Below are 26,911 nucleotides of genomic sequence, written 5' to 3' on the forward strand. Positions count from 1 at the left end.
GACGGGAAGAAAAGTGATTGGAAAGCTGAATGCCGCGGCGCAGCAAAACGGAGCGCCCGCACGCTCCGCGACTCCCCGCAAGCCAAGCCCCAACGCGCCACCGGCGGCCGAGGACACTGTCAATCGTTGTTATACTTCGCCGCCATGATAGCGAATTTCAATCCGGATCGAGCACTTGCGCTGGCGCAGCAAACCTTCGACATCGAAGCGCAAGCCGTCCTCGGTCTCAAATCACAGGTGTCCGCCGACTTTGCACGCGCGGTCGAAATGGTGCTCGGCTGCACCGGGCGCGTCGTCGTGTCCGGCATGGGCAAATCGGGGCATGTCGCGCGCAAGATCGCCGCGACGCTCGCTTCGACCGGCACGCCGGCGTTCTTCGTGCACCCGGCCGAAGCCAGCCATGGCGACCTCGGCATGGTCACGCGCGACGACGTTTTCATCGGCTTTTCCAATTCCGGCGAAGTGTCCGAGCTGAACGCCATCCTGCCGCTGGTCAAGCGGCTCGGCGCCAAGCTGATCGCCGTCACGGGCAACCCGGAGTCCTCGCTTGGCAAGCACGCCGATGTGGTGCTGAACTCCCACGTCGATGTCGAAGCCTGCCCGCTGAACCTTGCTCCCACCGCCAGCACCACCGCGCAGATCGCGCTGGGCGATGCGCTGGCCGTCGCCGTGCTCGACGCGCGCGGCTTCGGTGCCGAAGATTTCGCCCGCTCGCACCCGGGTGGATCGCTTGGCCGCAAGCTGCTGACGCACGTGCGTGACGTCATGCGCGCCGGCGACGCCATCCCCGCGTGAACGAAGACACGCCGCTGTCGCAAGCGCTGATGGAAATCACCCGCAAGGGGATGGCGATGACCGCCGTGGTCGATACCGAAGGCCATGCCGTGGGCGTGTTCACCGACGGTGACCTGCGCCGCCTGCTCGAAACCCCGCGCGACTGGCGCACCGTGCCCATCCACGAGGTCATGCACCGCAACCCGCGCTCGGTCGGTCCCGACCAGCTCGCCGTTGAAGCCGTCGAAGTCATGGAAACGCACCGTATCAACCAGTTGCTGGTGGTCGACGCCGCCGGCCTCCTGGTGGGCGCGCTGCACATCCACGACCTGACGCGGGCCAAGGTCATCTGACCCGCCCACGCCGCTGATGATCACTCCGGCCCTGTTTCCCGCCGACAGCGTCCACAGCAACATCGACGCACGCTTTCCGCAGGCAATGGAACGCGCCGCACGCGTGCGTCTGATGGTGTTCGACGTCGATGGCGTGCTGACCGACGGCCGCCTGCTCGTCGGTCCCGAGGAGAAATCAGCAAGGCGTTCGACACGCTCGACGGCCACGGCATCAAGCTGCTGGCACAGGCGGGGGTCACGTCGGCCATCATTACCGGGCGGCAATCCGAAATCGTCGCGTGGCGCGCCGGGGAACTCGGCATCGAACATCTGTACCAAGGCGTAGCCGACAAGCGCGAGGCATTTGCCCGCCTGCTGGCCGCCACGCAACTTCAGGCCACGGACGCCGGCTACATGGGCGACGACTGGCCCGACCTGCCGGTGATGACGATGGTCGGATTTACCGCATGCCCGGCTCAGGCCCATGCCGAGCTGCGCAGCCGCGCTCACTATGTCGCGCAGGCCACGGGCGGACGCGGCGCCGTGCGCGAAGTGGCCGACCTGATTCTTAAGGCACAAGGCGCCTACGACGCCCTGCTCGCGCAACTGCTGCACGCCCCGCAACCTTCCTGACTCCATGGCCAGCGAACGCTCCCAACGCCTCGTCTCCTCCGTGCTGCAGATCATGCTGCGCGGGCTGCCGATCCTGCTGATGGCGGTCGTCTGCGGCGTCACATTCCTGCTCGTGCAGGTCAACACACCGCAAACCGACGAAGCCGCCACGCAACCCAAGCGCCACATCCCCGACTACACAATGGACGGCATCTCGGCCACTGCGCTGGACGAGACCGGCTCGACCAAATACCGCTTCACCGGCGTCCACATGAACCACTATGAGGACGACCTGACCTACGACGTCACGTACCCGGCGCTGCGCGTCTATGCGCCCGGCCGGCCGCAGGTCACCGCCCGGGCGGATCTCGGCAAGATGAACGGCGACGGCACGATCATCGATCTGTACAACAACGCCAAGGTCATCCGGGCGCAAGGGCCCGACGCGCGCCAGGACCCATTGATGACGGCCGACTCGACTTACTTCCAGGTGCTGCTCAACGACGACATCGTGCGCACCGACAAGCCGGTCGAGCTGCACCGGGGGCCGTCGATCATGAACGCCAACGGCCTCACCTTCAACAACGTGACGCGCCAAGTACAATTGCTGGGCAATGTGCGCGGCCGAATCGAAGGGCTGGGGGCGCCGAAGCAGTAAACTCTGCCCCCGACACCTGACAACGCCCACCGACCGCGCCCTTCTCCGACGTGATCTCCATGACTGATTCCCTCCGTGCCGCCGGCCTCGCCATCGCCGCTGCGCTGCTGCTCCCGGCCCTGCCCGCGCACGCCGAGCGCGCCGATCGCGACAAGCCGCTCGTGCTCGAAGCCGACAACGCCAGCTACGACGATCTGAAGCAGGTCTATCACTTGACCGGCAACGTGGTGCTGACCAAGGGCACCATGGTGCTGCGCTCCGACCAGGCCGATCTCCGGACCGACCCCGAGGGCTACAACTACGCCGTCGCCACGTCCAAGCCCGGCAATCTGGCGTTCATTCGGCAGAAGCGCGACAACGTCGACGAATACATCCAGGGCTGGGGCGAGCGCATCGAATACGATGGCAAGCAGGAAATTTCCAAGCTGATCACCCGCGCCCGCATGGAGCGCCTGCAAGGCGCGACGCAACTCGACGAGATCCGCGGCGCGGTCATCACATACGACGGCCAGAAGGAGTTCTACACGGCCTCGGGCGGCGCTGAAAACGCCACCGCCGCCAATCCGTCCGGCCGCGTGCGCGCCGTTCTCGCGCCGCGCACGAGCACGTCTGCCGCACCGGCATCAAATCCGGCCGCCAAGCCCTGATCCGTATCGCCAGTCTTTTCTGCTTCGCTTATGTCCGCCACCACTCTCGCCCCGAAAACTGCAGCGCCGCAGGCCACGACTTCCAGCACGCTGGTCGTCCGCCATCTGAAGAAGCGCTACGGCACGCGCACGGTGGTCAAGGATGTGTCGCTTGACGTGAAAAGCGGCGAAGTGGTCGGCCTGCTCGGCCCCAACGGCGCCGGTAAGACGACCTCGTTCTACATGATCGTCGGCCTGGTGGCGCTGGACGCAGGCGACATCGTGCTCGACGGCGAGCACATCAGCCGCCTGCCGATCCATCAGCGGGCGCGCATGGGCCTGTCGTATTTGCCGCAGGAAGCGTCGGTGTTTCGCAAGCTGAACGTGCAGGAAAACATCCGCGCGGTGCTCGAGCTGCAGGAGCAGAACGGCAAGAAGCTGTCGCAAGACGAAGTCAATCGCCGCCTCGACGGCTTGCTGGACGACCTGCAGATCGCTCACCTGCGCGACAATCCTGCGCTGTCGCTCTCGGGCGGTGAACGTCGCCGCGTGGAAATTGCGCGCGCGCTGGCCTCGTCGCCGCGCTTCATCCTCCTCGATGAACCGTTTGCCGGCGTCGACCCGATCGCCGTCGGTGAAATCCAACGCATCGTCAGCTTCCTGAAAGACCGCAACATCGGCGTGCTGATCACCGATCACAACGTGCGCGAAACGCTGGGCATCTGCGATCACGCCTACATCATCAGCGAAGGCACCGTGCTCGCCGCGGGCATGCCGGAACAGATCATCGAAAACGAGGATGTACGGAAGGTCTATCTGGGCGATAACTTCCGGATGTAAGCCACCCTGCACGCCTACGCCTTAAGGACGTGGCAAAGCCGCACCTTAAAGCAAAATCCGTTCCATCGACCGAGTGTTGGGCATAGAATAGCCCGCATGAAACAGTCGCTCCAGCTCCGTCTCTCTCAGCATCTCGCGCTCACGCCGCAGTTGCAGCAATCGATCCGACTGCTGCAGTTGTCGACCATCGAACTGCAGCAGGAAGTTGAGCAGGCCCTGACCGAAAACCCGCTGCTGGAGCGGGAAAACGAGTGGCTCGACACCTCCGCACGCATTGGCGCGGACGGCTCGGTGAACGCGGTGCAAAGCAACAGCGCCACGCCGCTGCCGACCGAGTCGCCTCCGCCCGCGCCCAACGGTGGCGATAGCAGCGACGCCCCAGACAGCTACGAGAACGGCCACGACAGCGGCGCCGATTTCGACAGCGATTACGGCTCCGACCGCTCCGACTGGAGCCTCGACGACTTCGCCCGCAAGCCGCAATCCGATGAAGACGACCGCGCGCCGCTACAGTTGCGCGAAGCCGAGCAAAGCATGCGCGAATTCCTCATGGAACAACTCGCGCCGCTCAAGCTGTCGATGCGCGACAAGGGCCTCGTCATCTTCCTGATCGAGTCGCTCGACGACGAAGGCTATCTGTCAGGCACGCTCGATGAAATCCTTGCAGATCTGCCGGCCGAACTCGAAGTCGAACTCGACGAACTGCAAGCCGCGTTGCGCATGCTGCAGAGCTTTGATCCGCCCGGCATCGGCGCGCGCTCGGCCTCCGAGTGCTTGTCGCTGCAATTGCACCGGCTCGATTCGCCCGCGAAAGCGCTGGCGCTCATCATCGTCAACCAGCACCTTGAACTGCTCGCCGCGCGCGACTACACGCGCCTGAAGAAGGCGCTCTCCGTCGACGAACCGGCACTCAAAGCAGCGCATGAGCTGATTCGTTCACTGGCGCCGTTTCCGGGTCACGCGTTCGGTCGCGCCGAAGCGGACTTCGTGGTACCCGACGTGATCGTGCGCAAGACCAGCGCAGGCTGGATGGCGCAACTGAACCCCGACGTCATGCCGCGCCTGCGCATCAACGACATGTACGCGCAAATCCTTCGCAGCAGCCGTGGTGAATCGGGCGCCGCCAATCTGCAGCAGAAGCTGCAGGAAGCACGTTGGCTGATCAAGAACATTCAGCAGCGCTTCGATACGATCCTGCGTGTCTCGCAAGCGATTGTCGAGCGTCAAAAGAGCTTCTTCACGCACGGCGAAATCGCCATGCGCCCCTTGGTTTTGCGGGAAATAGCCGATACACTGGGTCTACACGAGTCCACGATCTCCCGTGTGACAACCAACAAATACATGGCGACCCCGATGGGGACGTTCGAGTTGAAGTACTTCTTCGGCAGCCATGTATCGACGGAAACCGGCGGGGCCGCGTCGTCCACCGCGATACGCGCGCTCATCAAGCAACTTGTAGGAGCCGAAGACCCGAAGAATCCTCTGTCCGATAGCAGAATTGCCGAACTGTTAGGGGAACAAGGATTCGTGGTGGCCCGTCGGACGGTGGCCAAATACCGCGAAGCCCTCAAGATCCCTGCAGTGAATTTGCGCAAGTCTTTATAGCCGCATCGCGGGCAGTTCCGGTGCGGCTCATCTTGAGAAGGAGAACCGCTATGAACTTCAAACTCAGTGGACACCACCTGGACATCACGCCTGCTTTGCGTGAGTACGTGGAAACGAAACTGGAGCGTGTGATCAGGCACTTCGATCAGGTGATTGGCGTCAGCGTGTTGCTATCGGTCGATAACCACAAGGAGAAGGATCGGCGTCAGTACGCGGAAATCAACCTGCACCTCAAAGGTAAGGACGTCTTCGTCGAATCACACCATGAAGATCTGTATGCGGCCATCGACCTCCTCGTCGATAAACTGGACAGGCAAGTGATCAAGTACAAGGACCGCGTGCAAGGACACGATCGCGACAGCATGAAGCACCAAGCCTTCCAGGCCGTGCAGATGCAGCAATAGCAGGACGGCACCGCAGAAACCGCGCCCCGAGTTGGCGCGGTTTTTTTATGCCGTGGTGCATTCGTGACGAATCCGATTGCAACGGATTTAAGTCGGGCTAAAATCTGACGAAAGTATGAATGCTGGCGTGGCGCGGCTTTTGGCGCGATGCTGGCAAAAACAGGGTCGATGCCGTGCGCACATTGCCGGCACCGGCTGATTGCAGCCCTGGGGGATTCGCTTCTCTGCCCTGCGTGGTGCACCGCTGGTGCGCCGCACAAAGCCGCGCGGCACGTGGTCTATAATGACCCCATTGTCCGCGCGCCATCTTGGTGCAGAAGGACGCCGCTCATTTCACGCATTGCACATGAATCGCTTGGCCAAACTGCTGCCGCCCGGGAACATTGCCCTCGACGTCAGCGTAACCAGCAAGAAGCGGGTATTTGAACAGGCCGGCCTGCTGTTCGAGAACAACCACGGTGTGGCGCGCGCAGTCGTCACCGACAACCTGTTTGCGCGCGAATCGCTCGGCTCCACGGGGCTGGGCGCCGGCGTGGCCATCCCACACGGCCGCATCAAGGGGCTCAAGCAACCGCTGGCCGCTTTCATGCGCCTGTCCGAACCGGTGCCTTTCGAGTCGCCGGACGGCAAGCCTGTCTCGCTGCTGATCTTCTTGCTTGTGCCTGAACAGGCGACCCAGCAACACCTGGAAATCCTCTCCGAAATCGCCCAGCTGCTGTCCGACCGTGACATGCGCGAAGGCCTCGCCACCCTGCCGTCGCCCGAGGCGATTCACCAGCTACTGACCGACTGGCGGCCCTGATCGCAGCGCAATCGGTGGCCAGCGCAACCGATTGCGAACGCGCTATGCCCCGTCGGCATCACCGTGCCCCGCTATGGAACTGACCGGCGTCATCGCCCAATCGATCTTTGACGACAACGCAGCTGATCTGAAGCTATCGTGGGTCGCTGGCCTGGAGGGCGCGGACCGCGCGTTCGACGTGGACTTCGCGAAGGAAGCGACCTCCGCAGCGGACTTAGTCGGGCACTTGAACCTCATCCACCCGAATCGCATCCAGGTGCTCGGCAAGCCCGAGATCACCTACTACCAGCGCCTGTCGGAAGAAAACCGCAAGCGGCAGATGGGCGAGCTGATCTTGCTGGAGCCGCCCTTCCTGGTGGTGGCCGATGGTGTGGATCCGCCGCCCGACCTGGAACTGCGCTGCACGCGTTCGTCTACGCCGCTGTTCACGTCGCCGATTTCCTCGGCGGCCGTCATCGACCACCTGCGCTTGTATCTGTCGCGCATCTCCGCACCGCGCGTGACGATGCACGGGGTGTTTCTCGACATCCTCGGCATGGGCGTGCTGATCATGGGCGATTCGGGCCTGGGCAAAAGCGAGTTGGGCCTGGAACTGATCTCGCGCGGCCACGGCCTGGTTGCCGACGACGCAGTCGACTTCGTGCGCCTCGGGCCGGACTTCATTGAAGGCCGGTGCCCGCCGCTGCTGCAGAATCTGCTGGAAGTGCGCGGCCTGGGCCTGCTCGACATCAAGACGATCTTCGGTGAAACGGCGGTGCGCCGGAAGATGAAGATCAAGCTGATCGTCCAGCTCGTGCGCCGCAACGATGGCGAGTTCGAACGCCTGCCGCTCGATTCGCAGTACCTCGATGTGCTCGGCTTGCCGATCCACATGGTGAAGATCCAGGTGGCCGCCGGCCGCAACTTGGCCGTGCTGGTCGAAGCCGCCGTGCGCAATACCATCCTGCGTCTGCGCGGCATTGATACGCTGCGCGACTTCATGGACCGCCAGCGCGCCGCCATGCAGGCGGAAGCCGCTTCCCACTCGCCCCAGGGTCGCCTGCTTTAACAAAGCCGCCACAAAGTTTCGTATTCAGGCCGGTTTACCTAGGTTTCGCTGCGAAACGTCAACCCGACGTGCGGCCGCCCCGTTGTGGGAGGGAATGCGCCGAGCACACAACGCGGCGGCGTTCATCGCGAGCGCGGCGGCTTATTTTTCGCCCGCTCTTCTGACGGTACCCAAGGAGAATACGACGATGAAACAACTGATTGCCGCTTGCGCCCTGGCGCTCCCGTTCCTGGCAGGCCAGGCTTTCGCCCAAGGCAGCGCACCCGCAGCCGCGCCGCCGCACCTGCCGCCGCCCCGGCAGCCAAGAATTCGCAGCAAGACAAGATGAAGCAATGCAACATGGACGCCGCCGGCAAGAAAGGCGACGAGCGCAAGGCTTTCATGAAGGGCTGCCTGTCGGACAAACCGGCTGCTGCCGCCAAGCCGATGACGCAGCAGGAAAAGATGGCTGCCTGCTCCAAGGCCAACAAGGGCAAGAAGGGCGACGAGTACAAGAACGCCCAGAAAGCGTGCCTCTCGAAGGGCTGAGCAGTCCCTTGACCTCGCTCGGAAAAAGGCGGCCACATCGGTCGCCTTTTTTGTTGGTCGCTGCTTTGCAACACAGGGATGCTATCCTCGCGGCATGCGGATCATTCTCATCACCGGTATGTCGGGTTCAGGGAAATCGGTCGCCCTGAACGTGCTCGAAGACGCAGGTTATTACTGCGTCGACAACCTGCCCGCGCAGTTCATCCCGGAACTGGCGCGCTATCTGGCGGACCAGGGTTATACGCATCTGGGCGTGGCCACTGACATCCGCAGCCGTGAATCGCTGCGCAAGGTGCCCGAGACGGTCACCTTGCTGCGCAAGGAACACGACGTGCGCATGCTGTTCCTGACGGCAAGCACGAACGCGCTGGTGCAGCGCTATTCCGAGACGCGCCGCCGGCATCCGCTGTCCATCCGTAACGGCCGCCCCGATACCGCCGCCAACGTGCAGGCGGCCGCCAAGGCCTCGACACCTCGCTCATCGAAGCGATCGAGATGGAACGCGAGCTGCTCAGCCCGCTCGCTGATCCAGCGCATCGCATCGACACCAGCACGCTGCGCACGAACGCCCTGCGCGCGTACATCAAAGAATTCATCAGCGATGAGCCGCACGACATCACGTTGATGTTTGAATCGTTCGGCTTCAAGCATGGCGTCCCCACCGACGCCGATCTCGTCTTCGACGTGCGTTCGTTGCCTAACCCGTACTACGACACGCAACTGCGCCCACTCACGGGGCGCGACCAGCCCGTCATCGATTTCCTGCAAAGCCAGCCGATGGTGCTTGCAATGGCAGAGGATATTCGCGCCTATGTGGAAAAGTGGCTGCCGAGTTTCATTGCCGACAACCGCAGCTACCTGACCGTCGCGATCGGCTGCACGGGCGGCCAGCATCGCTCCGTGTACATCGCGGAACGGCTCGCCACGTACTTCCGCGCGCATGGTAATGTGTTGGTCCGCCACCGCGAATTGGCCGTAGAGGGCTGAGCCGCGCCGAGTATCTTCCGCGCGCGAACCTGTCTCATTTGGATGCGGCCTCTTGCGCGGCGCCACGCGAAGGTCTTGCCGCCTGCCGAAAGTCCGTCCATGCAAGAAGACATCGCTCTCTCGCCGTTCTCGCCGCTGCCGCCGCTGCCTACCGAGCTGCCGCTGTTTCCGTTGCACACGGTGCTGTTTCCGGGCGGCCTTCTCCCGCTGCGCATTTTCGAAGCGCGCTACATGGACATGGTGCGCACGTGCCTGCGCGACAAGACGCCGTTCGGCGTCTGCCTGATCGAGCGCGGCAACGAAGTGGCGACCACAGACGGCACCACCGTGCCGGTCGACGTGGGCTGCATTGCCCACATCACCGAATGCGATATGGAGCAGCTGGGCCTGCTGATGATCAAGGTGCGTGGCACGCAGCGCTTCAAGGTGCTGTCGTTCGAGACGACGCCCAACGGGCTCATGCGCGGCACGGTCGAGCCCATTGGCGCCGACGTGGAAGACTGCAAAGGCGAACTCTTCGACGATTGCGTGGGCGCCCTGCGCCGCATCATCACCACGCTTGGCTCACGCGAAGACGGCAACGTTCCGATGGTGGAGCCGTACGAATGGAACAGCCCGAGCTGGGTCGCGAATCGGCTGTGCGAGCTGCTGCCGGTGCCGCTCAAGGCCAAGCAGAAGTTGATGGAGCTGATGGACGCCGGCATGCGCATCGAGATCGTCCATCGCTACATGAAGCAGCACCACATTCTGTGATGCCAACTCGGCCAAGCCTGCCCGCGTTGCTTAGATCAGGCTTGGCTGTACCAGCGTCTCCAGCGCCAATTTCACCGGCGCAGGCAACCCCACTGAATTGAGTTGTGCAAGCGGTACCCAACGCCAGTCGTCGTCGAGCGCCGCGGGTGTGGCGATCTCCGCGCGCAGCAGATGCATGTGCAGGCGGAAGTGCGTGAAGGTGTGCGTGAGCGCGCCGGCCATCTCCACGGTGGAGACGTCGCCATAGGCCTGCGCGGCACGACGCACGGTGCCGACATCCAACGGATGCGTGTCGAGCGCGTCGTCCATCTCGCCCACCAGCGGCAACGACCACAAGCCACCCCAGATACCGCGCTGCGGGCGACGCTGCAGCAACACCGCGTCGGCGTGCAGCGCGATGACAAGGGTGGCGGCGCGCTCGGGGATCGCCTTGCGCGGGCGCGGCACGGGCAGCTCCATCACGCGACCGGTACTGCGCGCTTCGCATAGCGATTCGAGCGGACAGGGCCGCTCACCGCTCAGGCATGCAGGCTTGCCGCGCGTGCACACCGTGGCCCCAAGATCCATCAAACCCTGCGTGTACGGTTGAATGCCTTCGGCCGGAGGCAGCACGGCTTCGGCGATGCGCCACATGGTGTCTTCGATGCGCTTGTCGCCGGGAAAGCCATCGATGCCGAACACGCGCGCGAAGACGCGCTTGACGTTGCCATCGAGAATGGCCGCGCGCACGCCATACGAAAACGCCGCGATGGCAGCCGCGGTCGAGCGGCCGATGCCGGGCAGCGTCGCCAATACTTCGGGATCACGCGGGAAGATGCCGCCGTGCTCCGCCACCACGATCTGCGCGCAGCGATGCAGGTTGCGCGCGCGCGTGTAATAGCCGAGGCCCGCCCACGCAGCCATCACGTCGTCTGCAGGGGCAGCGGCCAGCGCCTGCACGGTCGGGAAGCGCTCGATGAAGCGTGCGTAGTAGCCCAGCACCGCGCTCACTTGCGTCTGCTGCAGCATGATCTCGGAGAGCCACGTGCGATACGCGTCGCCGGTGTTCTGCCACGGCAGATGGTGACGGCCGTGACGCTGCTGCCAGGCGATGACGCGCACGGCGAAATCGTCAGGAAGCGGCGGCAATACGGGAACGGGCTGAGCAACGCGGCGCGTGCGGCGGGGGCTGGCGGTCATGCGTGTGATGGAAAAGCGGCGGACGGAACGTGCGCGCTGGCGGCGATCCTACCAGAACGAAAAAAGCGCCCGCAGGCGCCTTCTCCGTGAACGACATTGCGCGTCAGGCCGCGAACGACTCGCGCTCGAGGATCGTTCCGGCCGCGAGAATGCGGTCGGTGTACTTCGCGATGGTGCCGCTGCGCTCATCCAGCGTGTTGAGCAGCGCTTCCAGTTCGGTGATGCGCGCTTCCAGCGTATCGGTGGCCTCGTGGATGCGCTCGATCGAATCGACACGCTTGCGCAGTTGCTTCTGGTGATCGCGCACCTGCGCTTCGAGCGGCGTCATGACCGACTTCAGCCAGATCTCGATGTCGCGGTTCATGTCCTGGAAGGTGTCCAGCACGCGGCTGGCCACCGTCGAGAAGGCACCGTGTACGAGTTGCGGCTTCGGACGCGTCAGGAAGCTGAACGCGCCAAAGTGGTTGTGCGCGAGCATCAGCGTCTCTTTCAGATCGGCGTCGTAGCGCGTGCCCAAAAAGCGCAGCGGCGGCGACAGCGTGAAGCCGTGCTCGGCGTTGAACTTCTTGTACATGCCGTCAACCATCTGGTGCAGTTGGTCGATGCGATTGGCTGCGTCGCGCACCAGGCCGGTCAGGTGGGCGAACAGCTTGTCCATGTCGTCGCGCAGGCCGCGCGAGAACACGCGCTCCTTCATCTTCTCGCGCGCCTCGCGCATCGTCGAGCGGATCTGCTTGAGCTGCACGCTCTTGATGATCTCCGCGCTGTGGCGACCGAACACCGTGCGCAGCGCCTGGAATTTGGCAATGCTCTGCTCAAACTCTTCCTTCTCGCCCTGCACGCGCATCAGCATGTGCTTGACCATCGTGTGGTTCTTGCCGCGCAGTCCGCGCAGTTCGAACAGCTGCTCGACGATGTCGCGGCGGCGCATCTGCAGCAGTTGCTGCGCACCGGCGGCCATGTCCTTCACCGCCAGCTGAACCTGCTCGGTAACGATCTCGCGACGCTGCGGAATCAGCTGATCCGACAGCACCGACTCCAGCTCCGGCAGCCGGCTCTTGGCCAGCAGTTCGTGATCGTGGCTGACCTTCGCCAGCAAGCCCTTCTGCGCCGACACCGGATACACGCGCTCGACATCGATATCGAGCACCTGCGCCGTCGTCATGATCTGGCGGCTGACTTCGCTCTCGACTTCTTCTTCAGACTTGAGCGGATCCCACAGGCCATCGACCTTGTTGAGCACCGCGATGCAGCCCTTGCGCTGGCCGCCGCCCACATGCGAGCGCCACAGTTCCAGGTCGCTCTTGGTCACGCCGGCGTCCGCTGCCAGCACGAACACCACGACGTGCGCATCCGGAATCAGGCGCAGCGTCAGCTCAGGCTCGGTTCCGATGGCGTTCAGGCCCGGCGTATCCAGGATCACCAGCCCCTGCTTGAGCATGGGGTGCGGGAAATTGATGATCGCGTGCCGCCACTTCGACACCTCGACCGTGCCGGCGGCATCCACCGAAAACGCGGCGTCGGGATCGGCGTCGTTATAGAGGCCAAGCTGCTCGGCTTCTTCCTTGGGCACGCGCACGGTTTCCACCACGTGACGGAACGCTTCGAGCATGCCCTCCGGCGACGACGGATCGAGCGGCACCGACAGCCAGTGGCTGCCGGCATCGCGAAAATCGGCGGTCGAGGCATCGTGCAGGCGCGTCTCGATCGGGAGCAGGCGAATCGACGGCGGATAACTTTCGTCGTACATCAGCTCAGTCGGACACATCGTGGTCCGGCCCGCCGACGACGGCAGGATGCGGCGGCCAAAGTCCGCAAAGAAGATGGCGTTGATCAGCTCGCTCTTGCCGCGAGAAAACTCGGCAATGAAGGCGACCTTGAGCTTGTCGCTGCGCAGCACGCCGCGGATGCGCTGCGCGCGCATGTCAGCCTGCGCGTCGTACAGCTCCTGCGCTTGCAGCCAGTCTTGAAATTCCCCACCGACTGCAGTACGGAAGCGCGCCAAGCGCTGTACTGCTCGAACTGTGTGCTCAGTGTATTGTTCATCGTTCTGTCTTATTGTGTGCGCGACCCGACCGCAACAAATGCGCGCGCCCCTCGACATCGCTGTTACCGCCCATTTACGGCACAGAAATGCACAAATTTAGGTGGAACGATACAGCGAACCGCCAGCTTCCGGGCGAACTTTCCGCAAGGTTCCCCAGCCCGGGCAGACAAGTGTTGCGGGATGCCATCGGCAGCCGGACACCCCACTTCAAAAACCTTGCGAAATGACGGCCTGATCGCTCCAGCGTCGTGCCTCCAGGCGGCTTCCGATGCCCTTGGTAGGCCGATCAGCGCTGGCAGGTCGGGCAATAGAACGTGGAGCGCTGGCCCTGCACGATCTGGCGGATCGGCGTGCCGCACACACGGCACGGCAGACCGGCGCGGTCGTACACGAAAGCTTCGAGCTGAAAGTAGCCGCTTTGCCCGTCCGAGCCGACAAAGTCGCGCAGCGTGCTGCCGCCCCGCGCGATGGCATCTGCCAGCGTGGCGCGAATAGCCTCAGCCAGCGCTGCATAGCGCGGGCGGCTGATGCGGCCCGCCGCCGTGGTCGGCCGGATTCCGGCGCGAAACAGGCTTTCCGAACAATAGATATTGCCTACGCCGACCACGATGTCGCCGGCCAGGAGCGCCGATTTGATGGCCACCCGGCGCCCGCGTGTGCGGGCAAACATCCAATCACCGTCGAATCGCGCGTCGAACGGCTCAATGCCGAGATTGCGGAGCAGCGGATGTTCGGCCAGGCCAGCTTCGTCCCCAGCGTGCCACAGCACGGCACCGAAGCGGCGCGGATCCCGATAGCGCAGTGTGATGGGTACGCCGGTTGCGTCGGCGAGTTCGATATCGACGTGATCGTGGGGGCCGGGCGCCACGGGCGTTTCCAGCACGCGCAGGGTGCCGGTCATGCCCAGGTGGATCAGCAGCCAGCCACCTGCGGCGTCGGCAGAGTTGATGGATTGGCCGATCCCGGGCATGCATTCGATCAGCAGGTATTTGCCCCGGCGCAGCAGGCGGGTGACCGTCAGCCCGGCAAGCAACGCCGGCAGCGCCGGGTCGATCGGCCAGCGCAGGCCGTGATGGCGCACCACGACGCGCTCGATACGTCGCCCCGTAACATACGGTAGCAAACCCAGACGCGTGACCTCGACCTCCGGCAACTCAGGCATCGAACCTCCGTCCCATGTGCTGCTCCAACCTTTTTTACGATGCGGGCGATTGTAGCGGTCAGGCTACAATGCCCCGAACCCCTATCCGGAGCTTCGAGACTATGCCTCACGCCCTCTCCCGTTCGCCCGCGACGCAACGCCCGCGGCGATTCCCGCGCAGCAGAACGGCCCTGCTGGCCGCGCTGGTGGCGGGAGGGCTGACGAGCCTGCCGGCATGGTCGTCGCAATCGACGGCCGCCGCCCCGGTGATCGCCCAAGCCGCACAGGAAAGTGGCACGGGTGGTCGGGCGGCCGTCCAGATTGAACGCTCGCGCCCGCGCACCGGCCTGCTGAGCTCGGAGCGCACCGATCTGCCGCGCGTCGCGCTCACTGAAGACATCATGTACCGCGTGCTGGCATCGGAAGTGTCATTGCAGCGCGGGCTGGTCGAACCGGCGTACCGTACTTACCTCGCGCTGGCGCAGGACACGCGCGACCCCCGCTTTGCCCAGCGCGCCACCGAAATCGCGTTTCTGACGCGCTCCCCGCGCAAGCGCTGACTGCCTCGCGCCTATGGGTGGAGTTGTCGCCGACGTCCATGCCGGCGCGCCAGGTGCAGCAGCTCCTGCTGGTGGCAACGGGACAGTGGTCGGAAGTCGAGCCGATGCTGCAGGCTCAGTTGAACAAGGTTTCGCCCGGCCAGCGTGCCGATGCCCTGCTGCAATTGCAGCAGCAGATGTCCAAGAGCAGCGATCCGGCGGGTGCCGTAGGCGCGCTGCAGCGCATCGCCTCACACGACATGCAGCGCCCGGAAACGCATCTGGCCTTGGCACGCGCGAAGGTTGCCGCCAAGGATGTCCCTGGCGCTCTGACGGAACTGGACACGGCGCTCAAGCAACGTCCCGGCTATGAAGACGCTGCCATCCTGGCCGCCGAACTGCGCGCCGACGGCGACCCCGATGCCGCCATCGCCGGCCTGCGCAGCTTCCTGAAAGCCGCACCGGCGTCCATCGACGGTCATCTCGCGCTCGCGCGCATGTACCTCGTGCGCAACCAGCAGGACAAGGCGCGGGCCGAATTCGAAACACTCAAGAAGATCGCCCCCAACGATGCGCGTATCACGCTCGCCCTGGGGCTGCTGAACCTGCAGCAACGCCAGTACGACGACGCAGAGCGGTATTTGAAGGAATACGTGGCCGCCACCGCCAAGTCGCCCACGCTGAGCCCCGAACCCGGCTACCAGGGCCTCGCGCAGTTGGCCGAGGAAAAGCGGGACTACGCCGGCGCGCTCGGCTGGGTCGACAAGATCACCGGCTCCGCCAACGGCGACGCCGACGGTCAGACCGCACTGGCTGCGGGCATCAAGCGTGGCCAATTGCTCGGCAAGCTGCGGCGCATCGACGAGGCACAACAGACCTTCGACGAACTCGTCGCCGATTCCGAAGACGTGCCCGATGGCCCGCGCCGCCAGGCGCTGATGGACGGCATCCGCCAGGCCGAAATCGGCATGCTGATGGACGCCAAGGCCTACGGTCGCGCCCGCGCCCGCGTCAACGAGCTGCTCAAGAGCGACCCGGACAACGTCGAATACACGTACCAACTGGCGATGCTCGAAGAGCACGACGGCCACTACGACAACATGGAAACGCTGCTGCGCAAGGTGATCGACCTGCGCCCGGGCCAGGCCATCGGCTACAACGCGCTCGGCTACTCGCTGGCCGACCGCAACGTGCGCCTGCAGGAAGCGCAGGAGCTGCTGGAGAAAGCCGTGTCGCTGGCACCGGATGATCCCTATATCGCGGACAGCCTCGGGTGGGTCAAATACCGTCGCGGCGATCTGCCTGCCGCCACCGACATCCTGCGCAAGGCGTGGACTGCCGCCCCGCAAGCCGAAATCGGCGCGCACCTGGGCGAAGTCCTGTGGCAATCCGGCAAGCAGGACGACGCGCGCCAGATCTGGACCGAAGCGTCCAAGCTCGACGTGAACGACACCACCTTGCGTGACACGCTGCGCCGCTTCGGCCAACCGGTGCCCAATGTTCCCGTGAGTGCGAATTAATGGCGATGCGGTTCACGCGCGCGCTTGGCGCGCTGATGCTCGGGGCCGGCTGCGTGCTGTTCAGCGGCTGCACAACCTTGCGGCCAGCCAACGATCTCTTCGCCGGCACGCAAGACGGCGATGCCACCATCACACGCTATCAGGGTCGCTTCTCGGCCCGATACACGCAGAACAACGCCGAGCAAAGCGCCGTCGGCAGCTTCCGCTGGCGCGAGCGCGGGCCCGACGTGCAGCTTGAACTGATGTCGCCGCTGGGCCAGACACTGGCCATCGTCAGCCAAAGCAACCAGGGCGCGACGCTGGAACTGCCGAACCAGCCGCCGCGCCGCGCCCCGAAGTCGACACGCTGATGCAGGATGCGCTCGGCTTTTCGCTGCCGGTTTCAGGCCTGCGGGACTGGCTGCGCGCGCGCCCCGCTCCGGGCACACCTGCGCGCGTGGCACGCGACGCGCAATCTCGCCCCGAAACCATCGAGCAGAATGGCTGGACCGTCCGCTACGTCGCGTGGGCCGACAACGGCAACAACGCCGATGGCGCCAAGGCGACCATCCGCCGGCTCGATCTCGATCGTCAGCACGGCGCCAACGGCCCGCTCTCGGTGCGACTCGTGCTCGACCAGTAACGCCTCTTCGCCATGTCCTCCGCCCCCGTCGAGCTGCGTGACTGCCCCGCGCCCGCCAAGCTCAACCTCTTCCTGCACGTGGTCGGCCGCCGGCCTGACGGCTACCACCTGCTGCAAACCGTCTTCCAGTTGATCGACTGGAGCGACACGCTGCATTTCGCGCGCCGCACCGACGGCCGTCTCGTGCGCACCACCGATATCCCAGGCGTGCCTGCCGATGACGACCTCATCATCCGCGCCGCGCGCCTGCTGCAAGCAGAAACCGGCTGCACCTACGGCGCCGACATCGCCATCGAGAAACGCCTGCCGATGGGCGGTGGCATTGGCGGCGGCTCCTCTGATGCCGCCACCACGCTGCTTGCGCTCAATCGACTCTGGGGCCTCGACCTGCCACGCACGCAACTGATGGCGATCGGCCTGAAGCTCGGCGCCGATGTGCCGTTCTTCGTGTTCGGCCAGAACGCGTTCGCCGAGGGAATCGGCGAACAACTGACGCCCGTCACGCTGCCACCAGCGGCCTTCGTGGTGATCCACCCACGCGTGCATGTGCCCACCCCTGCAATTTTTTCCGATGAAGGGTTGACACGCGATACGCCACTCACCATAATTACGGACTTTCCTGACCAACAAATTGTTTTCGCTTACGGTCGCAACGATCTGCAAGCGGTGGCGGAAGGAAATACGGCGAAATCGCCCGAGCACTTGTCTGGCTGCGTCAGTTCAGCCCTCTGGCAAGAATGACCGGATCCGGCGCCTGCGTATTTGCTCCGTTCGACAACGTTGAGCATGCGCAAGCGGTAGCGGATCAGGTGCCTTCCGAATGGGAAGGTCGGTGTGCGGCAGGTCTGACGCGTCACCCGCTCGCAAGATTTGCTGTGTAAGGTTTGCAGTTATCGCTTCTGCAATGGAGGCGGTAACCGATAGGTTGTGTAGGGGCGTCGCCAAGCTGGTTAAGGCACCGGATTTTGATTCCGGCATGCGTAGGTTCGAATCCTTCCGCCCCTGCCATTTTCTTCCTCATGTTCCCAGCAATAGCCCGGTTGGTGCTTCAACTGACCGGCGCGTCTGAAGTCGAAAAACAGGTGCCCCGATGAGCAGCGAAGGCTTGATGGTTTTTACCGGCAACGCCAACCCGAAACTCGCCGAAGCTGTCGTCAAGCACCTAGGCATTCCGCTAGGCAAGGCCCTCGTCGGCCGATTCTCCGATGGTGAAGTCCAGGTCGAGATCCAGGAAAACGTGCGCGGCAAGCACGTGTTCATCCTGCAATCCACGTGCGCTCCCACCAACGACAACCTGATGGAATTGATGGTGATGGTCGATGCGCTCAAGCGTGCGTCTGCCCGCCGCATCACGGCCGCCATCCCCTACTTCGGCTATGCGCGCCAGGACCGTCGCCCGCGTTCCGCACGTGTGGCGATTACCGCCAAGGTCGTGGCCAACATGCTGGAAGTTGCCGGCGTCGAGCGCGTGCTGACGATGGATCTCCACGCCGACCAAATCCAAGGCTTCTTCGATATCCCGGTCGACAACATCTACGCGTCGCCGATCCTGCTCGAAGACCTGCGCAAGAAGAACTACGAAGACCTGCTGGTGGTGTCGCCTGACGTTGGCGGCGTGGTGCGCGCACGTGCGCTCGCCAAGCAGCTCGGCGTGGATCTGGCGATCATCGACAAGCGTCGCCCGAAGGCCAACGTGGCCGAAGTGATGAACATCATCGGTGAAGTCGACGGCCGCAACTGCGTGATCATGGACGACATGATCGACACCGGCGGCACGCTGTGCAAAGCGGCGCAGGTGCTCAAGGAGCGCGGTGCCAAACAAGTGTTCTCGTACTGCACGCACCCGGTGCTGTCGGGCGGCGCAGCTGCCCGCATTGCAGACTCGGCGCTCGACGAAGTGGTCGTGACCGACACCATCCCGCTGCGCGAAGACGCCATCAAGTGCGGCAAGATCCGCCAGCTCTCGACGGCTCCGCTGCTGGCCGAGACCTTCACCCGCATCGTGCGCGGCGACTCGATCATGTCGCTGTTTGCTGAATAATTCGGCACCTGAGCGGCTTACTGTTATAATTCAAGGCTTTACCGCAGAAAACGTCGATTAGACGGCACTTCTGCGGTCTCTGCGGGCGCAATATGGCGCCCTTCACCAGACGGCTTGGTCGCGAGTCGTCTTTTTCGTTTGGAGCAATCATGAAAGTTGTCGCTTTCGAGCGTAGCGTTCAGGGCACTGGTGCGAGCCGCCGCCTGCGCAACGCCGGCAAGACCCCGGGCATCATCTACGGCGGCGAAGCCACCCCGAAGTTGATCGAACTCGATCACAACGCGCTGTACCACGCGCTGAAGAAGGAAGCCTTCCACTCGTCGATTCTCGACATCGAAGTGGCTGGCAAGGTGGAAAAGGCGCTGCTGCGCGACTTCCAACTGCACCCGTTCAAGCAACTGGTTCTGCACGTCGACTTCCAACGCGTGTCGGCCAAGGAAAAGATCCACGTCAAGGTGCCGCTGCACTTCCTGAACCAGGAAACCGCACCGGGCGTGAAGCTGGGCCACGGCATCGTCAACCACATCCTGAACGACGTTGAAGTGTCGTGCCTGCCGGCCGACCTGCCGGAGTTCATCGAAGTGGATCTGGGTTCGCTGGAAATCGGCCAGACCCTGCACATCGCTGACCTGAAGCTGCCGAAGGGCGTGACCATCCTCACCCACGGTGGCGATGAGAACCCGGCGGTTGCCAACATCAGCGTGCCGGCTGGCGAAAAGTCCGCTGCCGCTGAAGAAGGCGCTGCTGCTGCAGGCGAAGACAAGCCGGCAGCCTAAGTTGCCGCACCTCGCACCTCGGTGCGAGCGAAAAAAGCCCGCCGAGCCTGTCTCGCCGGGCTTTTTCTGCCTGAGCGGGGCGAGCCGCACCGCCTCCGGGCTGCGGAATGCAGCTATGCTTGTACGATCAAGGGGCGCGTCCTGCACCTCCATCTGACACGAATCGCATGATCAAACTCATCGTCGGCCTCGGCAATCCGGGCGCCGAATATGCGGCGACCCGACACAACGCCGGCTTCTGGCTAGTCGACCAGCTCGCTCGCATGGGCAACGTGACGCTGCGCAACGAGGCACGGTTTCACGGCTATGCAGCGCGTGCCAACCTTTGGGGCAACGAGGTGTGGTTGCTCCAGCCGCAAACTTTCATGAACCGGTCCGGCCTGGCCACCGTGGCACTCGCTCGCTTCTACAAGGTGATGCCCGATGAAATCCTGGTCGTGCATGACGAACTCGATTTGCCGCCCGGCGCCGTCAAGCTCAAGCTCGGCGGTGGTTCCGGCGGCCACAATGGCCTGAAGGACATTGCCGCACATCTGACCACGCAACAGTTCTGGCGGCTGCGCCTTGGCATCGGGCATCCGCGCAATCTGTTGCCGCCGGGCGCCGCGACGTCGGGCCAGCATGACGTCGCCAACTTCGTGCTCAAGGCGCCTCGCAAGGAAGAACAGGACCTCATCGACCGCGCCATCGATCACAGCCTTGATGCGCTGCCGGAGCTGATCGCCGGCAATGCCGAGAAAGCCATGATGCGGCTGCACACCGCGCGCTGATCAACGTCACCGAGGACACGGCCATGACACCGTTCGCCATACTCACCTCGCGCGCCGCCGTGCTGGCGGGTCTGGCGCTTGGCTTGGCAGCGACCAGCCTGCCGGCGCATGCGCAGGTATACCGCTGTAGCGAGAACGGCCAGACGACCTATTCCGACCACCCTTGCGGTACGCGCGCGAGGCCGGTGCCGATGATCGATAACACACCCAGCGCCGCCGACCAGAAGGCAGCCCGCGAACGGGCCAGCGCCGAGGCCGCCGAAGTCCAGCAGATGGAAACCGCGCGCCGCAAAGCGCAAGCTGCGGAAGATGCCCGCCAAGCCCAGGTTGCCGCGCAGGCTGCTGAAGCGGCGCGCCGCGAGCAACGGCAGAAAGTGGTGGTTGCGCAGGAAGGCGTTCGCTACTGCCATCGCGTCTATGTAGGGCCCGTGCCGTACCCGGCGCCATACCCGCAGCCCTATCCCACGCCGATGCCGGTAATCCGCCAGCCTCCCGCGCCTGCTTCAGGTGCGCTGCGCCAACCTGGCAATGGCCCGAAGCCGTTCGCACAAGCGCCGGTGGCGCCGACACCGATCATGCCGCGCCCGCCGCATCCGCATTACCCGCACTACCGCATCGTCTGCGAGCCGGGCTATGCGTACGAGGGGCCGGAAGAGCTACTGCCCATCCAGTAAAACAAACAGGCGACAAAACGGTTACCACCAATGAAAAGAGACGGCCGGAGCCGTCTCTTATCTTGTGTGCTCACGCTGCGTGGTGGCGCCGCGGTGAGCTGGGTGTACTTCTGCATCAACTGCTCGTGCGTTTCCTCATGGGCCGGGTCCTTGGGGATGCAATCCACCGGACAGACCTGCTGGCACTGAGGCTCGTCAAAGTGGCCGACGCATTCGGTACATTTGCCCGGGTCGATCACGTAGATCTCCGGGCCCATCGAAATCGCGCCGTTGGGGCACTCAGGCTCGCATACGTCGCAATTGATGCACTCATCGGTGATTATGAGCGCCATGATGCCTTCCTTGAAATGGCCGGCGAGCCAGCGCTCGCCAAAGCGTCATTTTATTCCGATTTGCCCGACCCTTCCGACTTGCCGGTCTTTTCCTTGAGCCATTTTTCGACCGACGGGAACACGAACTTGCTGACATCACCGCCCAGCACGGCGATTTCGCGCACGAACGTGCCGGAGATGAACTGGTATTGATCCGACGGCGTCAGGAACATGGTTTCCACGTCCGGCAGCAGATAGCGGTTCATGCCGGCCATCTGGAATTCGTACTCGAAATCCGACACCGCACGCAGACCCCGCACGATGACGCGCGCGCCGTTCTTGCGCACGAAATCCTTCAAGAGACCGGAAACCCTTCGACCCGCACGTTGGGGTAATGGCCGAGCACTTCACGGGCGATCTCGATGCGCTCTTCCAGCGCGAAGAAGGGCCGTTTGTTCGGGCTCTGCGCCACCCCGACGATCAGCTCATCGAAGATGTTGGATGCGCGTCGCACGAGGTCTTCGTGGCCGCGCGTGAACGGATCGAAAGTGCCGGGATAAACCGCGATCACCATGGTTCCTCCACCAAGGGGAAAAGAGCATCCGCAAGCGTCGGCGTGGGACATGGCCGCGCCGGTACTGCATTCGGACACCGTTGCGTTATCGAGCGCGGCAGATCCCGAGCCTGCCGCCTGTGCCACCGGCATCCACCGGACGTACCCGAGTTGCGGGTGCCGCCCGATGCTCATGCACCGGTTGCGAGCGGCGTAGTTTAACCGTTTTTGCGGAGCAGCAAATGTGCATGCACCGCACCGGCGCGCAGGTGTTTGTGAAGCACCAAATCGGCGGGCAGCGCGATGCCGGTGGCCGGCTGGGCATCATGTGAATCAGCACTCACATCCATAAGCGGCTGCGCTGCTTCAACGTAAATCACGCGGGCTTGACCACCCGCGTCGCTGCTTCCAGCGCGCGCAGCGTCCAGTCCTGCGCAAACGGGGGGTCGATGAACACAGCATCGAGCGCAGCATCGGGCTGCCGAGCGAGCCAGGCGAAAGCGTCGCCGGAGACGATGTCGACCATGCGTGCGCCCAGCTTGTCGCGGATGGCGTGCAACGCGCGCACGGCCGGGGCGTGGTTTTCGATGAGCGTCACGTGGGCGGCGCCGCGCGAAGCCGCCTCGAAGCCGAGCGCGCCGGTGCCGGCAAAGATGTCCGCGCAGCGCCAGCCGGTCAGGTCTTGACCGAGCCAGTTGAAGACGGTTTCGCGGACGCGGTCGCTGGTCGGGCGAAGGCCGTCTGCGTCGATCACCGGGAGCGGCGTGCGCTTGTATTGCCCGCCGATGATGCGCACCTGCTGCGGGGCGCGCGCGTGCGACGTGGCGGTCTTGGCCTTGGGGCCTTTGGAGCTGGAGGTACGAGGTGCCATGGGCGCGATTTTAGGGGCTGTTGCCTCATAAAACGAGCGCAACAAAAACCGGCGGGAAATGCCGCCGGTTTTTTCGGATGAAGACGCGGTACGTCAGTTCGCAGCGGCTTTTTCCGGACCGCCCACAACGATCGTCGCCATGGCCTGCGGCTGCAGCACGCGCTGGAACGCCGTGCGCACCTGTTCACGCGTGACAGCCGCGATGCGCTGCGTCCACGTATCCAGGTAGTCGAGCGGCAGGTTGTACCAGCCGATGTTGGCCACGTTATCCAGCAGCTTGCGGTTACTGTCCAGACGCAGGGGAAGCCGTTGACGAGGTTGTCCTTGGCCGCCTTCAGCTCCGCGTCGGTCGGGCCATCGGCGACGAACTTGGCAACCGTGTCACGCACCACGCCCAGCGCTTCCTCGGTCTGGTCCTTGCGCGTCTGCAGCGCCAGTTCGAACGGACCGGGCTGTGCAGCGGGCGCGAAGTAGCTGCCGATGCTGTACGTCAGGCCGCGCTTCTCGCGCACTTCATTGGTCAGACGCGCGCTGAAGCCGCCCCCGCCCAGCACGTAATTGCCGACCAGTAGCGGGAAGTAATCCTTGTCGCCACGCGCGATGCCCGGTTGCCCGAGGATGATGGTCGCCTGCTGCGCCGGATGCGGAATGCGGATCGTCTCCGCCTTCGGCAGCGGCATCTTGACGTCAGGCAGCGCCGGGGGCGTGGCGCCGTCAGCGGGCAAGCCGCGCGTGATCTGCTCGGCGATGGCCTCGGCTTCCTGGCGGCTGATCGCTCCGATCAGCGTCACGACCGCGCGCTTGGCGGTGTAGTTGGCCTGGTAGTAGCGCACGATGTCGTCGCGCGTGATGCTCTCTACCGTTTCCGGCGAAGCGGTCTGCCCGTACGGATGCGTGCCGTAGATGGCCTTGCCGAATGCGCGCTCGGCCAGCACCGACGGTTTGGTCAGCGATTCGCGAATCGCAGCCACCAGGCGCTGCTTGTCGCGCGCGAGCACGGCGTCGGGGAAGGTCGGCGCCGAGACGATCTGCGTCATCAGCGCGATGGCCGGGCCGCGCTCAACGGCGTCGGACAGCGTGCGCAGGCGCAGGCTCGTGCGGTCGCCACCGGCGCCGCCGCCAAAGCTCGCGCCCACATCGGCAAACGCGTCTGCAATCGCCGCTTCATCGCGCGCTGGCGCATTGCCCTGCGCCGCGACACCCTTATCGAGCATGCCTGCTGTGAGCGAGGCGAGGCCCACCTTGGCAGCCGGCTCATAACGCGAACCCGCATCCACGTCGAGATTGATGTCCAGCATCGGAATCGACGGGCTCGGCACGAAGAACACGCGTGCGCCGGTCGGGGCCGTCCAGTGTTCGATGGGCAGCGCGGCCAGGGCGCTCTGCGCCGCCGCTGCAACAATGGCGACCAGCGCCGTCTTCAGGTCAGAGACATGGCGCGCATCAACGCAGCCCTTCATCGCGCATGCCGGGAACAGGCTTGCGCGCCGGTTTGTTGGGATCGATCGGTTGCGGCAGCAGCGTGGCGACGACGAGGTTGTCTTCGCTGAAGTAGGTCTGCGCCACGTGCTGGATCTGCGCCGACGTCACGGCCTTGATCTTCTCGAGCTGGCGATCGATGGAGCGCCACGACAGGCCGCTCATCTCGTTCATGCCGATCTCCATGCCCTGGCCGAAGACCGAGTCGCGCTTGTAGATCTGCGCGGCCACAACCTGCGCCTTCACGCGCTTCAGTTCGGCATCGGTCACGCCTTCCTTGGCGATGCGCTCGATCTGCGCGCGCAGCGCCTGTTCGATCTCGGCGGTGGTGTGGCCGTCGGCGGGCGTGCCGTCCATCAGGAAGATCGACGGGCCGCGGTTCAGGCCGTCGTAGCCGGCATTAACGTCGTCGGCGATGCGCTTTTCGCCCTTGACGAGTTGGCTGGACAGGCGCGCGTTGTCATAGCCATCGAGCACGGCGGACAAGACCTCCAGCGCATACGGATCGACGTCTTTCTCCACATCGCTCAGGCGCGGCACCTTGTAGGCCAGCACAACGTATGGGTTCTCAGCCGGGGCCTTCACCCAGATGCGCTTCACGCCGATCTGCTTGGGCTCTTCCTGCGCATAGCGGCGTGGCAGCGCATGCGGCTTGAGCTTGCCGTACGCTGCGCGAGGCGAAAGACTTCATCGGGTTTCACATCGCCCGCGACGATCACGGTGACGTTGTTGGGCGTGTACCAGGCGTGGTACCAGTTCTGCGCGTCCTGCACCGTCATCGTGTCGAGGTCGCCCGGCCAGCCGATGGTCGGGTTGCGGTACGGCGCGGCGTTGAACAGCGTGGCCAGCATCTGCTCATACACGGTGGAACGGGCGGAGTCGTCGATGCGCATGCGACGCTCTTCCTTCACCACGTTCATCTCCGGCTTGAACTCCTTGTCGGTGAGCTGGAGATTGGCCATGCGATCGGCTTCGAGCCCCATCACATCGGCCAGGTGCGATTTCTCGATCTGCTGGAAGTACATCGTGAAGTCGCGCGTGGTCATGGCGTTTTCACGGCCGCCGAGGGCCGCCACGCGGCGGGAGAACTCGCCGGGGCCGACTGCCTTGGTGCCCTTGAACATCATGTGTTCGAGCATGTGGGCGACACCCGTGGTGCCGTTGTGCTCGTCGATGCTGCCGGCGCGATACCACACCATGTGCGCGACGGTGGGAGCGCGGTGGTCTTCCTTGACGATCAACCGCAGGCCATTGGGCAGCTTGTATTCGTGCGTGTCGGACTGGCTGGCGCCCACCTTGCCACCGGTGGTGGTGGCGGTCGGATGCCCCGGTGCAGCGGCCAGCTCCTGCGCGCCAACATGGCCGGCCAGCAGGGCCGCCGCCAGGGCCGTCGCGGCCAATTGCCAGACTCGCGACCGAGCCCGGTTTGAAACGATTCGCATGGAAGAGCGCATAAGGGCTGTCTGATAAAATTCGACGCTTGATTCTAACGGCGAAATAGACTGCCTTTTACGATGTTTAGTTTCTGGAAGAAGCGCAAGGCAGAGCCCCAACCGGCCGCCGAACCCACGCCCTCAGCGGCGCCCGAAGCCGCGCAGGCGCCTGCCCCGGCTGCCATCCCTGGCGCCGCCCCCGCCCCCATACCCGCACCTGTTGCAGCCCCCAGCCAGTCGCTGCACCGGCTTCCGCGCCCGCACCTGTCGCGGCGCCGGCCCACGTTGCCGTGCCGGACGCACCTGCTGCGCAACCTGCGCTCGACGTGCAAGCCGACGACGTCGAAACCGTCCCCACGCCCGCCGTGATCGAACAGGCCCGCAAGGGCTGGATGTCACGCCTGCGCTCCGGACTGTCGAAGACGAGCAAGGGCCTGACCACGCTGTTCGTCGGCGTGAAGGTGGACGAAGCGCTGTTCGAAGAGTTGGAGACCGCGCTGCTCATGGCCGATGCCGGTGTCGACGCCACCGAATACCTGCTCGGCGAACTGCGCCGCCGCGTCAAGGCACAGCGCATCGAAACGGCCGAAGGCGTGAAGACCGCCCTGCGCGATCTGCTGGTCGAACTGCTGCACCCGCTGGAAAAAACCATGGTGCTCGGCCGCGAGCAACCGATGGTGATCATGATCGCGGGCGTGAACGGTGCCGGTAAAACGACCAGCATCGGCAAGCTGTGCAAGCACTTCCAGACCTACGGTCAATCGGTGCTGCTGGCAGCGGGCGACACATTCCGCGCCGCCGCGCGCGAGCAACTCGTGATCTGGGGTCAGCGCAACAACGTCACGGTCGTGGCGCAGGAATCGGGCGACCCGGCCGCCGTGATCTTCGATGCAGTGAACGCCGCGCGTGCACGTGGCATCGATATCGTCATGGGCGACACCGCCGGCCGCTTGCCGACGCAACTGCACCTGATGGAAGAACTCAAG

At 64.3% G+C, this 26,911-nt stretch carries 14 protein-coding genes, 1 tRNA gene and 14 pseudogenes; 21 read left to right on the forward strand and 8 right to left on the reverse strand.

Translation table 11 applies throughout. The features are described 5' to 3' along the window. Window positions 1–144 precede the first annotated feature (144 nt). From OWR21_RS06115 to OWR21_RS06170, 12 genes and pseudogenes are all read left to right on the forward strand, one after another. Window positions 145–1,127: pseudogene (locus tag OWR21_RS06115) on the forward strand (KpsF/GutQ family sugar-phosphate isomerase). Window positions 1,128–1,143: 16 nt separating this feature from the next. Further along, a pseudogene (locus tag OWR21_RS06120) lies at window positions 1,144–1,739 on the forward strand (KdsC family phosphatase). A gap of 4 nt (window positions 1,740–1,743) precedes the next feature. Beyond that, window positions 1,744–2,376, forward strand: a complete 633-nt coding sequence (gene lptC / locus OWR21_RS06125) for an LPS export ABC transporter periplasmic protein LptC (protein ID WP_332394801.1) — start codon at window positions 1,744–1,746, stop codon at window positions 2,374–2,376. Window positions 2,377–2,435: 59 nt separating this feature from the next. Next, entirely contained in the window at window positions 2,436–3,023 is a 588-nt protein-coding gene (gene lptA / locus OWR21_RS06130; protein WP_332394802.1) for a lipopolysaccharide transport periplasmic protein LptA, read from the forward strand. A gap of 30 nt (window positions 3,024–3,053) precedes the next feature. After that, window positions 3,054–3,842 carry an LPS export ABC transporter ATP-binding protein gene (lptB, locus tag OWR21_RS06135; protein ID WP_004633384.1) on the forward strand — a complete coding sequence of 263 codons (789 nt, stop codon included), beginning with the start codon at window positions 3,054–3,056 and terminating at the stop codon, window positions 3,840–3,842. A 96-nt stretch (window positions 3,843–3,938) separates the two neighbouring features. Continuing rightward, window positions 3,939–5,447: an RNA polymerase factor sigma-54 gene (locus OWR21_RS06140; RefSeq protein ID WP_316888642.1), complete on the forward strand. Its 1,509-nt coding sequence runs from the start codon at window positions 3,939–3,941 to the stop codon at window positions 5,445–5,447. 50 nt (window positions 5,448–5,497) lie between these two features. Next, on the forward strand, window positions 5,498–5,851 hold the full coding sequence (gene hpf, locus OWR21_RS06145; RefSeq protein ID WP_004633388.1) for a ribosome hibernation-promoting factor, HPF/YfiA family: 354 nt from the start codon (window positions 5,498–5,500) through the stop codon (window positions 5,849–5,851). Between the two features lie 346 nt (window positions 5,852–6,197). Beyond that, window positions 6,198–6,653: a PTS IIA-like nitrogen regulatory protein PtsN gene (gene ptsN, locus OWR21_RS06150; RefSeq protein WP_004633390.1), complete on the forward strand. Its 456-nt coding sequence runs from the start codon at window positions 6,198–6,200 to the stop codon at window positions 6,651–6,653. A gap of 73 nt (window positions 6,654–6,726) precedes the next feature. Continuing rightward, a complete protein-coding gene (hprK, locus tag OWR21_RS06155) occupies window positions 6,727–7,701 on the forward strand; it encodes an HPr(Ser) kinase/phosphatase (RefSeq protein WP_004633393.1) in 975 nt (324 codons plus the stop codon). Between the two features lie 187 nt (window positions 7,702–7,888). Next, window positions 7,889–8,229: pseudogene (locus OWR21_RS06160) on the forward strand (PsiF family protein). 94 nt (window positions 8,230–8,323) lie between these two features. Further along, window positions 8,324–9,216, forward strand: a pseudogene (gene rapZ, locus OWR21_RS06165) (RNase adapter RapZ). A 99-nt stretch (window positions 9,217–9,315) separates the two neighbouring features. Then, window positions 9,316–9,969, forward strand: coding sequence for an LON peptidase substrate-binding domain-containing protein (locus OWR21_RS06170; RefSeq protein WP_147217213.1), 654 nt, complete (start codon window positions 9,316–9,318; stop codon window positions 9,967–9,969). A gap of 30 nt (window positions 9,970–9,999) precedes the next feature. Here the strand turns inward: OWR21_RS06170 and mutY are convergent, their stop codons facing one another. The 3 genes and pseudogenes from mutY to mutM all read right to left on the reverse strand — a co-directional run bounded on the left by mutY (window position 10,000) and on the right by mutM (window position 14,357). Then, window positions 10,000–11,148, reverse strand: a complete 1,149-nt coding sequence (mutY, locus tag OWR21_RS06175; protein ID WP_147217215.1) for an A/G-specific adenine glycosylase — start codon at window positions 11,146–11,148, stop codon at window positions 10,000–10,002. A gap of 103 nt (window positions 11,149–11,251) precedes the next feature. Then, window positions 11,252–13,194: pseudogene (locus tag OWR21_RS06180) on the reverse strand (dynamin family protein). Window positions 13,195–13,481: 287 nt separating this feature from the next. Then, the gene (gene mutM, locus OWR21_RS06185) at window positions 13,482–14,357 is read right to left on the reverse strand and encodes a bifunctional DNA-formamidopyrimidine glycosylase/DNA-(apurinic or apyrimidinic site) lyase (protein ID WP_332394803.1); all 876 of its coding nucleotides are present in this window, start codon (window positions 14,355–14,357) and stop codon (window positions 13,482–13,484) included. Between the two features lie 101 nt (window positions 14,358–14,458). On the opposite strand from mutM, the pseudogene OWR21_RS06190 reads away from it, so the two are divergent. The 8 genes and pseudogenes from OWR21_RS06190 to OWR21_RS06225 all read left to right on the forward strand — a co-directional run bounded on the left by OWR21_RS06190 (window position 14,459) and on the right by OWR21_RS06225 (window position 21,278). Then, window positions 14,459–16,395 (forward strand): annotated as a pseudogene (locus OWR21_RS06190) (tetratricopeptide repeat protein). Next, window positions 16,395–17,017: pseudogene (gene lolB / locus OWR21_RS06195) on the forward strand (lipoprotein insertase outer membrane protein LolB). Before OWR21_RS06190 ends, lolB begins: the two co-directional pseudogenes overlap by 1 nt. A gap of 12 nt (window positions 17,018–17,029) precedes the next feature. Beyond that, window positions 17,030–17,898 (forward strand): annotated as a pseudogene (ispE, locus tag OWR21_RS06200) (4-(cytidine 5'-diphospho)-2-C-methyl-D-erythritol kinase). A gap of 50 nt (window positions 17,899–17,948) precedes the next feature. Next, window positions 17,949–18,025 (forward strand) — tRNA-Gln (locus tag OWR21_RS06205). A gap of 82 nt (window positions 18,026–18,107) precedes the next feature. Next, complete coding sequence (locus OWR21_RS06210) at window positions 18,108–19,058, forward strand: ribose-phosphate pyrophosphokinase (RefSeq protein WP_004633415.1); 951 nt, start codon at window positions 18,108–18,110, stop codon at window positions 19,056–19,058. A 149-nt stretch (window positions 19,059–19,207) separates the two neighbouring features. Continuing rightward, window positions 19,208–19,834, forward strand: coding sequence for a 50S ribosomal protein L25/general stress protein Ctc (locus OWR21_RS06215; RefSeq protein WP_027678312.1), 627 nt, complete (start codon window positions 19,208–19,210; stop codon window positions 19,832–19,834). A 167-nt stretch (window positions 19,835–20,001) separates the two neighbouring features. After that, window positions 20,002–20,604, forward strand: coding sequence for an aminoacyl-tRNA hydrolase (gene pth / locus OWR21_RS06220; protein WP_316877256.1), 603 nt, complete (start codon window positions 20,002–20,004; stop codon window positions 20,602–20,604). A 23-nt stretch (window positions 20,605–20,627) separates the two neighbouring features. Then, window positions 20,628–21,278 (forward strand): DUF4124 domain-containing protein, encoded by a 651-nt coding sequence (locus OWR21_RS06225; RefSeq protein ID WP_332394804.1) that lies wholly within the window; start codon window positions 20,628–20,630, stop codon window positions 21,276–21,278. 86 nt (window positions 21,279–21,364) lie between these two features. Here the strand turns inward: OWR21_RS06225 and OWR21_RS06230 are convergent. From OWR21_RS06230 to OWR21_RS06250, 5 pseudogenes are all read right to left on the reverse strand, one after another. Continuing rightward, a pseudogene (locus OWR21_RS06230) lies at window positions 21,365–21,610 on the reverse strand (YfhL family 4Fe-4S dicluster ferredoxin); the annotation flags it as partial. Between the two features lie 50 nt (window positions 21,611–21,660). Next, window positions 21,661–22,163 (reverse strand): annotated as a pseudogene (gene coaD / locus OWR21_RS06235) (pantetheine-phosphate adenylyltransferase). Window positions 22,164–22,360: 197 nt separating this feature from the next. Next, a pseudogene (locus OWR21_RS06240) lies at window positions 22,361–23,013 on the reverse strand (RsmD family RNA methyltransferase). A 93-nt stretch (window positions 23,014–23,106) separates the two neighbouring features. After that, a pseudogene (locus tag OWR21_RS06245) lies at window positions 23,107–24,457 on the reverse strand (M16 family metallopeptidase). Further along, window positions 24,457–25,946, reverse strand: a pseudogene (locus OWR21_RS06250) (M16 family metallopeptidase). Before OWR21_RS06250 ends, OWR21_RS06245 begins: the two co-directional pseudogenes overlap by 1 nt. A 60-nt stretch (window positions 25,947–26,006) precedes the next feature. Between OWR21_RS06250 and ftsY the strand changes: the two are divergent. Continuing rightward, window positions 26,007–26,911, forward strand: a pseudogene (ftsY, locus tag OWR21_RS06255) (signal recognition particle-docking protein FtsY); the annotation flags it as partial.

This window comes from Ralstonia sp. 1B3, assembly GCF_036631435.1.

What these genes read in the sequence shown, in the direction of transcription:
- mutM (WP_332394803.1), bottom strand. Translation starts at nt 14,357, where the DNA reads ATGCCTGAGTTGCCGGAGGTCGAGGTCACGCGTCTGGGTTTGCTACCG.
- lptC (WP_332394801.1), top strand. Translation starts at nt 1,744, where the DNA reads ATGGCCAGCGAACGCTCCCAACGCCTCGTCTCCTCCGTGCTGCAGATC.
- OWR21_RS06225 (WP_332394804.1), top strand. Translation starts at nt 20,628, where the DNA reads ATGACACCGTTCGCCATACTCACCTCGCGCGCCGCCGTGCTGGCGGGT.
- pth (WP_316877256.1), top strand. Translation starts at nt 20,002, where the DNA reads ATGATCAAACTCATCGTCGGCCTCGGCAATCCGGGCGCCGAATATGCG.
- lptB (WP_004633384.1), top strand. Translation starts at nt 3,054, where the DNA reads ATGTCCGCCACCACTCTCGCCCCGAAAACTGCAGCGCCGCAGGCCACG.
- OWR21_RS06170 (WP_147217213.1), top strand. Translation starts at nt 9,316, where the DNA reads ATGCAAGAAGACATCGCTCTCTCGCCGTTCTCGCCGCTGCCGCCGCTG.
- mutY (WP_147217215.1), bottom strand. Translation starts at nt 11,148, where the DNA reads ATGACCGCCAGCCCCCGCCGCACGCGCCGCGTTGCTCAGCCCGTTCCC.
- ptsN (WP_004633390.1), top strand. Translation starts at nt 6,198, where the DNA reads ATGAATCGCTTGGCCAAACTGCTGCCGCCCGGGAACATTGCCCTCGAC.
- OWR21_RS06215 (WP_027678312.1), top strand. Translation starts at nt 19,208, where the DNA reads ATGAAAGTTGTCGCTTTCGAGCGTAGCGTTCAGGGCACTGGTGCGAGC.
- hprK (WP_004633393.1), top strand. Translation starts at nt 6,727, where the DNA reads ATGGAACTGACCGGCGTCATCGCCCAATCGATCTTTGACGACAACGCA.
- OWR21_RS06140 (WP_316888642.1), top strand. Translation starts at nt 3,939, where the DNA reads ATGAAACAGTCGCTCCAGCTCCGTCTCTCTCAGCATCTCGCGCTCACG.
- hpf (WP_004633388.1), top strand. Translation starts at nt 5,498, where the DNA reads ATGAACTTCAAACTCAGTGGACACCACCTGGACATCACGCCTGCTTTG.
- OWR21_RS06210 (WP_004633415.1), top strand. Translation starts at nt 18,108, where the DNA reads ATGAGCAGCGAAGGCTTGATGGTTTTTACCGGCAACGCCAACCCGAAA.
- lptA (WP_332394802.1), top strand. Translation starts at nt 2,436, where the DNA reads ATGACTGATTCCCTCCGTGCCGCCGGCCTCGCCATCGCCGCTGCGCTG.